Raw genomic sequence first — 13,332 nt, 5'->3', positions numbered from 1 at the left:
CTCCGTGAATCGGTTGCTTGTCGGTTGAATCGGCGCCGCGCGCGATGCACGCGCGGGCGCGGGGGTGTTCGATGAAATCGGGGTCCAGCGACGGACGGCGGCGATCAGCCGGTCCGGTAGTCGTCGAGCATCGGCGCGAACATCTCGTGCCACGCGCGCGGCTTCGCCTTGATCGTGCCCGCGAGATACAGGAATTCGACGTAGTCCATCAGCTGGTTCGGCCGCACCGAGAAACGCGTGTCCGGCGCGGCGAGCATCTGCATCACGTCGTCGTGCGACACGCCGACACCCGACGAGGCCGCATACAGCGCGGCCGCCGCGCGCGGGTCCTGCGCGATCAGGCGGTTCGCTTCGTCGAGCGCGCCGAGAAATGCCGAGGCCAGCGCGGGCTCCGTATCGACGAGCCGCTTCGGCGCGAACACGACGTCGAGCGTCAGCGGGCCGAGCACGTCGACCGAATTCACGACGCGATGAATGCCCGGCTGCCGCAACTCGAGGGTCGAGAATGGCGGTGACGTGAAGTGCGCCGTGACGCCGTTCTCGCGGCGGATCAGCGCCTGCATCGCTTGCGGATGCGGCAGGTTCACGGTGATCGAATCGAGTTGCGCGAAATGCTTCGCACCGAGCTGGCGGCTCGCGACCATCTGCAGCACGACCGCCGACAGCGACGTGCGGATGCCCGGTACGGCGATCCGGTCGGACGGCGTGAAGTCGCGCAGCGACGCAAGACCCGGCCGATTCGCATTGAGCGACAGCGACGTCGTGGACAATCCGCTGATGCCGATCACCTCGACGTTCGGAATCCCCCGTGCCCGCGCCCACAGCTCGATGAAGCCCGGCGCGCCGGCGCCCGCGAAATCGAGCGTGCCGGCCATCATCGCGTCGTTGACGGAATTGCCGCCGTCGAGCAGCACCCAGTCGACCGCGACCTCGCGCACGCCGTGCCGCGCCGCGTGCTGCTCGAACAACCGCTGCTTCTCCATCACGAGCAGCGGCAGGTACAGCACGCCGTAGCCTTTCGAGATCCGCACCGTGCGCGGCTTCGCGCGCACCAGCGACGGTGCGGCAAGCATGCCGAGGCCGGCGGCGAGCAACGCGCGGCGGCGGGGCGACGTCGTCATGCGCACGCCTGCGTACCGCGGGCGGCAAGCGACGACGCGGCAGCCCGCGTCAGGCTTCGCCGTGCATTCGGCCGCGCCTTCGTCGTGCCCGTGACATGCTGCATGTTGCCGTCTCCTCTGGTATTAATGCCGTCATCGCTCGTTCCGGCTGAACACAGGTTATCGAGCGAGTCTGAGAAAATGCTGACATCCCGGCCTCGGGAAAACCCCTAACTCATCTACCTGCAAACGGCACCATGCGCATTCTCGTCGTGGAGGACGATGCCGAAATCGGCGCGGCGATCCACAGCCGCCTCGTGCGGCTCGGCCATGCCGTCGATCTCGAAACCGACGGCTCGACCGCGAACGGATTGCTGCGCGTCGAGCGCTTCGACCTCGTCGTGCTCGATGCGAACCTGCCCGGCCTCGACGGCTTCTCGGTGCTGCGCAACCTGCGCGCGTCGGGCAGCACGACGCCGGTGCTGCTCGTTACCGCGCGTTCCGCGATCGACGACCGGGTGAGCGGCCTGGGCCTCGGCGCCGACGACTATCTGGTGAAGCCGTTCGACTACCGCGAGCTCGATGCGCGCGTGCAGGCGCTGCTGCGCCGCAACAGCGGCCATGCGAATGACGTGCTGACGCTCGGCGGCCTCGTGATCGACCGCAGCAGCCGGCTGGCCGAACTCGACGGCCAGCCGCTGTCGCTTTCGCGCCAGGAATTCGCGCTGCTCGAGATTCTCGCAAGCCGCCCGCAGCGGATCTTCTCCAAGGACGAACTGCTGAACCAGCTGTTCAGCTTCGGCAACGAGCCGACCGCGAACGCGGTCGAGCAGTACGTGACACGCGTGCGCAGGAAGCTGCAGGGCAGCTCGGTCGAGATCCGCACCGCGCGCGGGATGGGGTATCAGATTGCCGCGCATTGACTGGTTCCCGAAGACCCTGTTCGGGCGCACGCTGCTGTTCATCGCGCTCGTCGTCGCTACCGGCGCGCTCGCGCTCGCGGCGATCGCGCGCTACTACGCGGGCGTCGCGGCCGAACGCGCGTACGACCAGTTGCTCGCCGGCGCGTCGATCCAGGTCGCGGAGAACCTCTACGTGCAAGGCGGCGTGCTCGCGCTGAACCCGCCCGTCGCCGCGCTGTCGACGCTGTCGCGCTACGACCTCGTCTACTACAAGGTCGTCGATTCGCGCGGTGTCGTCGTGGCCGGCTACAACGATCTCGCGAGCCCCGCGACGCTCGCCGCCGCGAAACAGGGCCCCGCGTTCGCGAACGCCGTCTACCAGGGGCACCGGATCCGCACGGCGACCATCGCGCGCTACATGCCCGAGGAAAGCACGCCCGGCTGGGCGCTCGTGACCGTTGCGCAAACCACCAACGCGCGCCAGCAGCTCACGAACGACATGAGCATCAAGGTGTGGACGCTGATCCTGCTGATGAGCGTGCTCGCGATCGGCGCGAGCGGCCTCGCGATCCGGCGCGGCCTGCGCCCGCTCGCGCAGATCGGCACGCTCATCGCCGCGCGCGACCCGGCCGACCTGCGGCCCGTGGCCGTCGACACACCGAGCGAGATCGACGCGATCATCGGCTCGATCAACGGCTTGATACACCGCCTGGCCGAGCGCATCAACGCAATGCAGCGCTTCATCGCCGACGCCGCGCACCAGATGCGCACACCGCTCGCGCGGCTCGACGCGCAGATCGAATTGCTCGACGGGGAATCCGATCCCGCGCGCCATGCGGCACGGCTCGACGCGCTGCGCGCGACCAGCGCGGACGTCGGCCGCCTCACGGGGCAGTTGCTCAATCATGCGATGGTGATTCATCGCACCGAGGTCGTGCCGCTGCAACCCGTCGAACTCGTCGCGCTTGCGAAGGACGTGCTCGGCCGCACGATTCCGCTCGCGGACACGCGCGATGTGGCCGTCGCGTTCGCGAGCGACGCCCCGCATGCGTGGATCGACGGCGATGCGATCAGTCTGCAAGAGGCGTTGTCGAACGTGCTGCACAACGCGCTGCTGCATGGACATGCAGACGATATCGTCGTGTCGGTCGCCAGCGCGGGCAACGCGGATCAAGCGGTGACGCTGACCGTCACCGACAACGGGCGGGGGATTCCGCGCGAGCAATGGGTGGCGGCATTGCAGCCGTTCGTGCGGATCGCGCCGGACGGCAGCGAGCGTCGAACCGGGTCGGGGCTCGGGCTCGCGATCGTGCAGGAAGTGATGAAGGCGCACGGCGGGCGCATCGGGTTCGCGTTTCCGGATGCCGGCGGGTTCGCGGTGGTGATGACGTTTCCGAGGGCGGCGGGGATGGGCGCGAGGCGGGCATAGGCCGGTGAAACCCGGCTCACGGTCGAACCGGCACTTGCTTCAACTCGTGAGCCACAGGTCATCATGGTTCGGTTGCCGATGAGCCACGCCAACTACAGCGCCACCACCTCCCCGCCCAGATACGCATCGCGCACGCGCTCGTCGTCGAGCAGCGCCTTCGCGGGCCCTTCGAGCACGACGCGCCCGGTCTGCAGCACGTATCCGTAATGCGCGATCTCCAGTGCGAGGCTCGCGTTCTGCTCGACCATGAACACCGTCACGCCCTGCCTGTTGATCGCGTCGATCAGTTCGAGCACCTTGTCGACATAGAGCGGCGACAGCCCCATCGTCGGCTCGTCCATGCAGATCAGCTTCGGCCGCGCCATCAGCGCGCGCGCCATCGCGAGCATCTGCTGCTCGCCGCCCGACAGCGTGCCCGCGCGCTGCGCGAGCCGCTCCCTCACACGCGGAAACAGGTCGAGCACGCGTTCGTAGTCTTCCGCCACCGCCGTGCGGTCGCCGCGCGTATACGCGCCCATCAGCAGGTTCTCGCGCACGCTCATGTCGCCGAACAGCCGCCGCGCCTCGGGCACGGCCGCGATCCCGCGTCGCACGCGCTGCGGCGTCGCGAGCGCCGTCACGTCGTCGCCGTCGAAGCGCACGACACCGCGACGCGGTCGCATCAGCCCGAGGATCAGCTTCATCGTCGTCGACTTGCCGCTCGCATTGCCGCCGAGCAGGCTGACGATCTGCCCGCGGCCCACTTCGAAGTTCACGTCGAAATGCACTTGCACCGGCCCGTAGAACGTATCGAGGTGTTCGAGTTTCAGCAGCGCGTCGGTCATGGTCGTGTGGGGCCCTGAAGAAAGTGCGGTCATGCTGCCGCCTGTGCCGCGCGGTCGGCCGGTGCGCCGCCCGCATGACGCCGGCCGAGGTAGGCCTCGATCACGCGCGGATCGTGACGCACGTCGCTCGGCACGCCTTCAGCGATCTTCACGCCGTTGTCGAGCACCATCACGCGGTCGGACACGCGCATCACGAGTTCGAGCTTGTGCTCGATCAGCAGGATCGTCAGGCCGCGCGCCTTCAGCGACTGGATCAGCTGCAGCATCTCGGCCGTCTCCGTCTCGTTCATCCCGGCCGTCGGTTCGTCGAGCAGCAGCAGGCGCGGATGCAGCGCGAGCGCGCGGCCGATCTCCACGCGTCGCCGGTTCGCATACGACAGGCTGTGCGCCGGATGATCGATGCGCGGCGTGAGCCGTTCGCCGAACCCGGCGACGATCGCGCGCGCTTCTTCACGCAGCGCCGTCTCCTCGCGTCGCACCGACGCGGGCCGCACGAGCGCGCGCAGCACCTCGGCCGCCGCGCCGAGCGCGGGCCAGCCGGGCCGGGCCGCGCGCAGACGCGCATGTGCGCCGATAAGCACGTTGTCGAGCACGTTCAGGTTGCCGAACACGCGGCCGTGCTGGAACGTGCGCGCGATGCCGAGCGCCGCGAGCCGTTCGGGCGCCGTGCCCGTGATGTCGCGGCCGTCGAACGTCACGCGGCCGGCATCGGGCCGGTCGGCACCCGCGATCAGGTTGAACAGCGTCGACTTGCCGGCGCCGTTCGGCCCGATCACGCTCAGCAGTTCGCCGTCGGCAAGCGTCAGGCTCGCGCCGTCGAGCGCGGTCACGCCGTCGAAGCGGCGCGTCAAACCCTGCACGTCGAGCAAGGGTCGGGTGGTCGTCATCGCATTCCTCCTCACACCGCGCCGAGCAGGCCTTGCGGCCGGAACCGGACGAGCAGCAGCAGCACGACGCCGTAGATCAGCATCCGGTAGTCGGCCGCCCAGCGGAACAGCTCCGGCAGCCCGATCAGTGCGATCGCGCCGGCGATGCCGCCGAGCACGTTGCCGAGCCCGCCGAGGATCACCATCGTCAGCGCGAGGATCGACACCTGCGAATCGAAGGTCTGGTGATTGATGTAGCTGTACAGGTGCGCGGCGATCCCACCGCTCACGCCGGCCGCGACGCCGCCGACCGCGAACGCGATCGCCTTGTAGCGGTTCGGCGCGATGCCGTGCGCGCGTGCGGCAACGTCGTCCTCGCGCACCGCGCGCAGCGTGCGGCCGAGATGCGAGCGCAGCAGCCGCACCTGCACGAGCGCGAAGACGACGAGCACCGCGAACGTGAACCAGTACGCGGCGCGCGCGGTCGTCGCCCACGGCAGCGGCGCGATGCCGGTAATGCCGAGCGGGCCGCGCGTGAGGCCGTCCCAGTTCAGGATCACGAGGCTTACCACTTCGCCGATGCCGAGCGTCGCGATCGACACGTAGTGCCCGCGCAGCCGGAACGCCGGATAGACGAGCAGCGTGCCGAGCACGGCCGTGATCGCGCCCGCGCACGGGATCGTCACGGCCGGCGACCAGCCGAGATCCGACGACAGCAGCGTCGACGCATACGCACCGATCACGAGCAGCGCGGCGTGACCGAGCGAGATCTGCCCGACCGTGCCCGCGACGAGCGTGAGGCTCAGCGCGAGGAGCCCGTACAGCCACGCGTTGGTCAGCGTCTGCAGCACGTACGGCGATGCACCGAGCCACGGCAGCACTGCCGCCGCGGCGATCAGCACGACGATCACCGGGCGCGGCACACGAACGGCCTTCGCGGCCGCGAGGAACGTGCCCGTCATCGGTTCCGGCGGCAACGCGCGGTTCGCGCTGAACAATCCGTTCGGGCGCCATACGAGGAATACGATCAGCAGTCCGAACGCGAACAGATCGCGATAGCTCGTGCCGAACAACGCGACGCCGTAGCTTTCGACGAGACCGAGCAGCAGGCTGCCCGCGATCGCGCCCGGTACGTTGCCGAGCCCGCCGATCAGCAGTGCGACGACGCCCTTCAGCGTCGCCTGGAAGCCCATCGCCGGATCGATGCTGTTGTAGTACATGCCGACCAGCAGCCCGCTCACGCCGCCGAGCGCGCACGCGATCGCGAACACGGTCTGGTTCACGCGGTCGACGTCGACGCCCATCTGCAGCGCCGCGTCGCGATCCTGCGCGGTTGCGCGCACGGCCCAGCCGAGGCGCGTAAAGCGCAGGAAGCCGTACAGCAGCGCGGCCGCGGCGATGCCGATGCCCGCGATCAGCAGGTCGAGCGAGCCGAGCGTCGCGCCGGCGATCCGCAGGTGCCAGTCGGGCAGCGGCGTCGGCACCGCGCGCGGGTCCGCGCCGAACGCGAGCTGCGCGAACTGGTCGAGGATGAAGCTGATGCCGATCGTCGCGAGCAGCGGCGCGATCCGCGCCGCGTGGCGCAGCGGCCGCAGCCCGATCCGCTCGATCGCGATGCCGAGCGCGCCGCAGCCGACGACGACCGCCGCAAGCGCGACCGGCAGCGGCAGCCCGAAGCGCGTCAGGCACAGCCAGCCGATGAACGCGCCGACCATGTAGACCGAGCCGTGCGCGAAGTTGATCAGGTGCGACACGCCGAAGATCAGCGCAAGCCCGACCGCGAGCAGCGCGTAGATGTTGCCGACGATGAGGCCGTTGAGCGTGTAGTCGAGCCAGGATGCCATCACGATGCGTCCGTCACTTGCATGCAGTTGAATCGGAATCAGCGCGCGGCGAGTTGCGGCTTCGCGCCGTCCCACAGCGCCCACTGCCCCTGCTTCACGACCAGATACACGGTGCGCGCGCCGGCGACGCGGCGCGTCTGCGGATCGAAGCGCACCTTGCCGAAGATCACGCTCGGCACGTCGCTCACTTTCGCGAAACCGTCGTGCGCGGCCTGGCGTGTCGTGCCGTAGCGGCGCAGCACCTCGGCCGACAGGATCAGCGCATCGTATGCGCGCGCAACGAACGAATCGGGATCGGCATGGAATTTCGCGCGATAGCGCTGCACGAACGCCTGCACCTCGGGGCGCGGCTCGGCCGGGAAGAAGTTCGATTCCGTATAGACGCCGTCGACAGCCGCGCCACCCAGTTCGAGAAACTTCGGCGAATACACGGAGCCGACCGCCGCGATCGGCAGCGTGACGCCCGACGTGCGTGCCTGCCGCACGATCTGCGCGCCGTCCGCGTAGTACGAGATCAGCACGATCGAATCGGGCTTCGATGCGCCGATCCGCACGAGCGTCGAGCGGAAATCCTTCTCCGCCGGCTGGTAGCCCTCGGCCGCGACGACCTGCGCACCGAGCCCGGCCGCCGCCTTCGCGAAGATGTCCTTGCTGGTGCGGCCCCAGTCGGTGTTCAGGTACAGCACCGCGATCCGCTTGAAGCCGAGCTCCTTCACCGCGTAGCGCGCGAGCAGCGGCTGCTCCTCGGCCTGGCTCAGCGCGGTGCTCCACAGGTAATCGCCGCCCTTCGTGAAATCAGGATGCGAGTTCGTGAAGCCGAACTGGATCAGTTGCCCGCGCTGGTAGATCGGCGACGCGGCCATCGACGTCGCGCTCGAGAAATCGCCCAGCTCGATCGCGATGCGCGGATCGGCGACGAACTTCTGCGCGATCGCCACGGCCTGACGCGGATCGCTGCGGCTGTCCTGGAAGTCGACCGCGAGCGGCCGGCCGTGAATGCCGCCGCTGCCGTTGATCTCGTCGAGCGCGAGATCGAAGCCGCGCTTCCATTGCTCGCCGTATTGCGCGTCCTGGCCCGTGAGCGGCCCGCTCACGCCGATTACCACCGGCTCGCCCGAGACGCCCGCCGCGAGCGCGCCGCCCGTCGACAAGCCCCATGCGGCAGCGAGCGCCGCCACCGTGCCCAGCACGCGCCGCCATACGCCGCGTGCGTCGTTCCCCGAAACGTTCATGCCGCCCCCACCTTCAGTCAGTCGAAAAGAGTGAGGGCATGTAACCATCCGGTTCAGGGCGTTCCAACGAAGTTTTGCGCATATCGATATCGCGTACGGCGCGAAGCGGATGACGTTCGCGAACGGCCATCCGCGTGGCGCGTATCGCGCGGTGCGTGAGCAGGCATCGCATCGCGTTGATTCGATTGACGTTTCCCGCGCGGCGCCGCTCGCAGCCGAGGTGCCGGCACGCAGCATCGACCATCGTGACGATCGCGCGCTTCGCAGTTTCCGCGCTGTCGATAGCAAAAATCATTATATGAATTGCGCATGCTCACACTCCTACAATGCGCAAATCGCATCATCGGAACGCGTCATGGAGCTGCATCAACTCGAAGCCTTTTCCGCGGTCATGTCGGCCGGCAGCGTGACCGGCGCGGGCGAACTGCTCGGCCGCTCGCAACCGGCCGTCACGCGGCAGATCCAGGAGCTCGAAGCCGATCTCGGCTACGCGCTGTTCGACCGGCACGGCCCGCGCGTCACGCCGACGCGACGCGCATTCCTGCTGTACGAGGAAGTCGAGCGCTCGCTGGTCGGCCTGCGCGCGATCGAGGCGCGGGCGCGCGCGCTCGGCGACGAAACGACCGAACCCGTGCGCATCGCGGCTACGCCGTCGCTCGCGGCCACGCTCGTGCCGGCCGCGCTCGCCGCGCTGCCCGACGGCGCGCACGCGCCGCACTACCAGTTGCGCAGCGAATCGGCCGAGCACGTCGTGCACGAAGTGCTGGGCGGCACGGCCGACATCGGTGTCGTCACGCTGCCGATGGCGCACGCAGGGCTCGACGTGCACTGGATCGCGCAGACACCATGCGTCGCCGTGCTGCCCGCCGGCGACCCGCTCGCGGCGAAACCGCGCATCGCGCTGCGCGATCTCGCGGGCCGCCGCATCGTGACGGTCGCGAACCGGCACCGCCTGCGCCAGCGGATCGATGCGGCATTCGCAGCCGCGCGCGTCGATGCGCGCGTGTTCATCGAAACCAATGCGTCGCTGAATGCGGTGATGGCCGCGCGCGCGGGCATCGGGATCGGCATCGTCGACCCGGCGACGGGCGTCGCGCTGCCAGTGGACGGCGTCGTCGCGCGAGCGCTCGACGTCGACATCCCGTTCGCGTTCGGCGTCGCGACGCCGGCCGGCAAGGCGCGCACCGCCGCCGTCGATGCGCTGCTCGACGCGTTGCACCGCACGACGCGCGCGCTGCTCGACGACGTGATCTTTCACGACGCCGCCGCGCACGACGCGCTGCTGCGCGGCGACCGGCTGCGCAACGAGCGCGCACCGCGCCCGCCCCACACGACACGTACACGCCGCACCCGCCCGGAGGCCGCATGACGACGCCGCCCGACGCACTTGAAGCACTTGACGCACTCGAAGCACGGCTCGCGCAGGACCTGCGCTGGCTCGACCTGCCCGCACCGTCGTGGGTGCCGCCGCGCGAGTCCGACGGCACGCGCGTGCTCGACGTCGCGATCGTCGGCGGCGGCATGGCGGGGCTCGCGGCATCCGCCGAACTGCGTCTGCTCGGCATCGACAACCAGTGCGTGATCGACCGCGCGCCGGCCGGCTACGAAGGGCCGTGGGTCACGTTCGCGCGGATGGACACGCTGCGCTCGCCGAAGCAGCTCGCGGGCCCGGCGCTCGGCCTGCCCGCGCTGACGTTCCGCGCATGGTTCGAAGCGCAACACGGCCGCGACGCGTGGGACGCGCTCTACAAGATTCCGCGCACGCAGTGGATGGACTACCTGCGCTGGTATCGGCGCGTGCTCGACCTGCAGGTGCGCAACGATACGACGCTCGTCGCGCTGCGCCCGCGCGACGACGAGCTGCTCGCGCTCGACGTGCACGGCAACGGCGAGGCGCAGACGCTGCTCGCGCGGCACGTCGTGCTCGCGACCGGCCGCGACGGCCTCGGCGGCCCTTACGTGCCGCCCGTCGCGCAACGCGCACCGCGTACGCGCTGGGCCCACTCGTCCGAGCCGATCGATTTCGCGGCACTTGCGGGCAAGCGTGTCGGCGTGGTCGGCGCGGGCGCATCGGCATTCGACAACGCGGGCACCGCGCTCGAAGCCGGCGCCGCGCGCGTCGACCTGTTCTTCCGCCGCGCGGACATTCCGCGCATCAACAAGCTGACCGGCATCGGCAGCCCGGGCCTCGTGCACGGCTACGCCGATCTCGACGATGCGACGAAGTGGCGCTTCATGCACTACGCGTTGACGTCGCAAACGCCACCGCCGCGCGACAGCGTGCTGCGCGTGTCGCGCCACGAGCACGCGCATTTTCATGCGGGCAGCCCGATCGAGACGCTCGCCGAACAGGCGGATGGCCTCGTCGTGACGACGCCGCGCGGGCGCTACACCGTCGACTTCCTGATCTTCGCGACGGGCTTTCATTCGGACTGGACGACGCGCGCGGAATTCGCGTCGTTCGGCTCGCACGTGCGGCGCTGGAAGGATCGCTATCGACCGCAACCGGGCACGCAGCTCGACGAACTCGCCGAATCGCCCGATCTCGGCCCCGCGTTCGCGTTCCAGGAACGCGAGCCCGGTGCGTGCCCGGCCGTCACGCAGATCCATTGCTTCAACCATGCGGCGAGCCTGAGCCACGGCAAGCTGTCCGGCGATATCCCCGCCATCAGCGCGGGCGCCGAACGGCTGGCGCGCGGCATTGCGAGCCGGCTGTTCGACGCCGACCGCGACCGGCATTTCGACGCGCTGGTCGCGTACGCGAATGCGGAGCTGCAAGGCGACGAATGGCGCGATGCCGATGCGTGAGCGCGCGTTCATCGATGACACACACGACGAAGGGAAACCCGAAACGATGACTGAATCCATCACGCCGGCCGCCGCGCCGGATACGATCGACGCGGTGGCCGGCCTGCGCGACGGCGATGCCGTCACCGCGCTGCGCCGCGCACGCGACAAGGTGCTGCGCCATACGCGGCTGAGCGAAGCCGCGCTGTTCGATCCCGCGTTGCCCGATCTTTCGCTGGTCGAAAGACTGCATGCGGCGCGGTATGTCGCGCAGCGATCGAACGCGCACGCACTGGCCTCGGCGTATCGCACGCGGCTGCTCGATGCGGGCGGCACCGTCGAGGACATCGCGCGCGCCGACACCGATGCGTTGGACGCGCTTGCCCCGCGCCTTCGCGCGATCCTCGTTCATGCGCGGCTTTTGACATACGCGCCCGTCGATGCGCGCCCGTCCGATCTCGACGCGCTGAAGTCGGCCGGACTCACGACGCCCGCGATCGTCGCGCTGTCGCAGCTCGTTGCGTTCGTCGCGTATCAATTGCGCGTCGCGATTGCCGCGCAAGCGCTTCAGGCGCGTGCCGCCAAGGAGGCCGCATGACGACGCCCGCCCGCGGCTTCACGTCCGCCACGCTCGGCTGGCGCGCGTGGCTCGACACGGTATCGCTCGATGCCGCGACACCCGATCAGCTGGCGGTGCTCGAAGCGAGCCACCCGCACGCGAAGACATCCGACTACTACCTGCTGCTCGTCCACCTGCCCGACATCCTGCGGCAACGCTCGGGCGTGTTCAACGCGATCATGTACGGCCCCGGCGGGCTGTCGCGTGCGGAGCGCGAACTCGCCAGCACGGCCGTGTCGCGCGTGAATGGCTGCGTGTATTGCGCGTCGGTGCATGCGCAGCGCTTCGCACAGCTCGCGAAACGCACCGATGCGATCGAGCAGGTGTTCGACGATCCGGCGACAGCCGGCACGACGGCACGCGAACGCGCGATCGTGCGTTATGCGATCGCGCTGACCGAACGGCCCGATACGGTCGATGCAGACGACATCGCCGCGCTTGAAGCAGAAGGGCTGACGCACGAGGACATTCTCGACCTGTCGCATGCGGTCGCAATCTTCGCGTGGGCGAACCGGTTGATGCTGACGCTGGGCGAGCCGGTGTTTCCGGAGCCGGCAATCGACGCCTGATTCGGCGACGCGCCCCCGACGGCATACGCTGCCTGAGTGTCGCCCGACGCATCGATCATGCGATGCGTCGCGGACACCGAATGCGCGAATCCGACGTGCATCGCGCGTGACGCCGCGAAGGCCGCCGCACCTGCGCGGCGTCGCCTACGCTCAGCGCCAGCTATCGACGTGATCCGCAACGAACCGCTCGAACGCGATCGGCGCGCGCCCGAGCAGCGCCTGCACGTCGGCGCTGACGGCCGCCGCGTGGCCGGCCGCGATCATCCGGTTCAGGCTCATCAGCACATCGATCGACCACGCGTCGGCACCCGCGGCGCGCATGGATTCGATCGCCGCCTCGTCCGTCACCGGCACGTACTCGACCTTGCGACCGAGCGCCGTGCCGATCCGTGCGACCACGTCGGCGTTCGACAATGCTTCGCCGCCCGTCAGCTCGTAGATCCGGCCGGCATGAGCGGCCGGGTGCCGCAGGATCGTCGCATTGACGGCGGCGATGTCGCGCACGTCGACGAACGACACCTTCCCGTCGCCCTGCGGCAGATACAGTGCGCCGGCGCGAATCATGCCCGCGTAGTACGTCACGAAGTTCTGCATGAAGCAGTTGGGCCGCGTGATCGTGTATGAGATGCCCGACTCCATCACGAGCCGGTCGATTTCGCCTTGCACGCGCCCGATCGCGACCGGCGACGCGGCGTCGGCACCCGCGCCCGACGAGCGGACGATATGCGTGACGCCGGCTGCCCGGGCCGCCGCAACCGCATTGCCGGCCAGCGTCACCATGTCGGCCTGCAGCGGCAGCAGCAGGAACAGCGTGTCGATGCCCTGGAACGCATGCGCGAGGCTCGCGGCGTCGGCAAGATTCGCGCGACGCGTTTCGACGCCTTCGACCGCCCTGCCGCTGTTCGAGCTGGCGATCACATGCGCGCCGGCCGCCTTCAGTTGCGCGACGAGTTCGCGCCCGATGTTCCCGGTCGCGCCGGTCACGAGAATGGTGTGGGACATGATGTGCCTCCTGATCGCAAATGGAATTCGCGCCGCATTGCCGGGCCGCGACGACCGCTTCGACATACGAAGCCGCCATCGCCGCCGTGACGGCGCGCAAGCAGCTCCGCGCCCGTTCGCGTTCGTCACGGATAGCTGATGATGCGCCGGCTGTCCGC

General features: G+C 69.3%; 13 protein-coding genes. 6 read left to right on the top strand and 7 right to left on the bottom strand.

Translation table 11 applies throughout. The features are described from left to right. Window positions 1-104 precede the first annotated feature (104 nt). Complete coding sequence (locus DIE11_RS00615; protein WP_059601225.1) at window positions 105-1,121, bottom strand: ABC transporter substrate-binding protein; 1,017 nt, start codon at window positions 1,119-1,121, stop codon at window positions 105-107. Between the two features lie 236 nt (window positions 1,122-1,357). Here DIE11_RS00615 and DIE11_RS00610 point away from each other — a divergent pair, with 236 nt between their 5' ends. Together DIE11_RS00610 and DIE11_RS00605 are read left to right on the top strand one after the other, a co-directional pair. Next, on the top strand, window positions 1,358-2,023 hold the full coding sequence (locus DIE11_RS00610) for a response regulator transcription factor (RefSeq protein WP_124620801.1): 666 nt from the start codon (window positions 1,358-1,360) through the stop codon (window positions 2,021-2,023). Then, window positions 2,010-3,431, top strand: a complete 1,422-nt coding sequence (locus DIE11_RS00605; RefSeq protein WP_124620799.1) for a sensor histidine kinase — start codon at window positions 2,010-2,012, stop codon at window positions 3,429-3,431. Before DIE11_RS00610 ends, DIE11_RS00605 begins: the two co-directional genes overlap by 14 nt. Before the next feature lie 92 nt (window positions 3,432-3,523). On the opposite strand, the gene DIE11_RS00600 is transcribed toward DIE11_RS00605, so the two are convergent. The 5 genes from DIE11_RS00600 to DIE11_RS36130 are packed head-to-tail and all read right to left on the bottom strand — an operon-like array spanning window position 3,524 to window position 8,492. Further along, a complete protein-coding gene (locus DIE11_RS00600; protein WP_124620797.1) occupies window positions 3,524-4,288 on the bottom strand; it encodes an ABC transporter ATP-binding protein in 765 nt (254 codons plus the stop codon). Further along, the gene (locus tag DIE11_RS00595; RefSeq protein ID WP_124620794.1) at window positions 4,285-5,142 is read right to left on the bottom strand and encodes an ABC transporter ATP-binding protein; all 858 of its coding nucleotides are present in this window, start codon (window positions 5,140-5,142) and stop codon (window positions 4,285-4,287) included. Before DIE11_RS00595 ends, DIE11_RS00600 begins: the two co-directional genes overlap by 4 nt. Window positions 5,143-5,153: 11 nt before the next feature. Then, on the bottom strand, window positions 5,154-6,965 hold the full coding sequence (locus DIE11_RS00590; protein WP_124620792.1) for an ABC transporter permease: 1,812 nt from the start codon (window positions 6,963-6,965) through the stop codon (window positions 5,154-5,156). A gap of 38 nt (window positions 6,966-7,003) precedes the next feature. Beyond that, the gene (locus tag DIE11_RS00585; RefSeq protein WP_124620790.1) at window positions 7,004-8,197 is read right to left on the bottom strand and encodes an ABC transporter substrate-binding protein; all 1,194 of its coding nucleotides are present in this window, start codon (window positions 8,195-8,197) and stop codon (window positions 7,004-7,006) included. A 13-nt stretch (window positions 8,198-8,210) separates the two neighbouring features. Beyond that, complete coding sequence (locus DIE11_RS36130) at window positions 8,211-8,492, bottom strand: hypothetical protein (RefSeq protein ID WP_185633697.1); 282 nt, start codon at window positions 8,490-8,492, stop codon at window positions 8,211-8,213. A gap of 60 nt (window positions 8,493-8,552) precedes the next feature. Between DIE11_RS36130 and DIE11_RS00580 the strand changes: the two genes are divergently transcribed. From DIE11_RS00580 to DIE11_RS00565, 4 genes are read left to right on the top strand one after another with little or no spacing between them, the layout of a single operon-like run. Further along, the gene (locus DIE11_RS00580) at window positions 8,553-9,566 is read left to right on the top strand and encodes a LysR family transcriptional regulator (RefSeq protein WP_124620788.1); all 1,014 of its coding nucleotides are present in this window, start codon (window positions 8,553-8,555) and stop codon (window positions 9,564-9,566) included. Then, window positions 9,563-11,005, top strand: coding sequence for an NAD(P)-binding domain-containing protein (locus tag DIE11_RS00575; RefSeq protein ID WP_124620787.1), 1,443 nt, complete (start codon window positions 9,563-9,565; stop codon window positions 11,003-11,005). The genes DIE11_RS00580 and DIE11_RS00575 overlap by 4 nt, the downstream gene beginning before the upstream one ends. Before the next feature lie 46 nt (window positions 11,006-11,051). Next, on the top strand, window positions 11,052-11,582 hold the full coding sequence (locus tag DIE11_RS00570) for a CMD domain-containing protein (protein WP_124620784.1): 531 nt from the start codon (window positions 11,052-11,054) through the stop codon (window positions 11,580-11,582). Next, complete coding sequence (locus DIE11_RS00565) at window positions 11,579-12,172, top strand: peroxidase-related enzyme (RefSeq protein WP_124620782.1); 594 nt, start codon at window positions 11,579-11,581, stop codon at window positions 12,170-12,172. The genes DIE11_RS00570 and DIE11_RS00565 overlap by 4 nt, the downstream gene beginning before the upstream one ends. Before the next feature lie 150 nt (window positions 12,173-12,322). Here DIE11_RS00565 and DIE11_RS00560 read toward each other — a convergent pair whose 3' ends face one another. Then, window positions 12,323-13,174, bottom strand: a complete 852-nt coding sequence (locus DIE11_RS00560) for an SDR family oxidoreductase (RefSeq protein ID WP_124620780.1) — start codon at window positions 13,172-13,174, stop codon at window positions 12,323-12,325. Window positions 13,175-13,332 lie beyond the last annotated feature (158 nt).

Source organism: Burkholderia sp. Bp9012 (assembly GCF_003853825.1).
Classification (GTDB): domain Bacteria; phylum Pseudomonadota; class Gammaproteobacteria; order Burkholderiales; family Burkholderiaceae; genus Burkholderia; species Burkholderia diffusa.
This window is presented reverse-complemented; position numbering and strand designations above follow the sequence as displayed.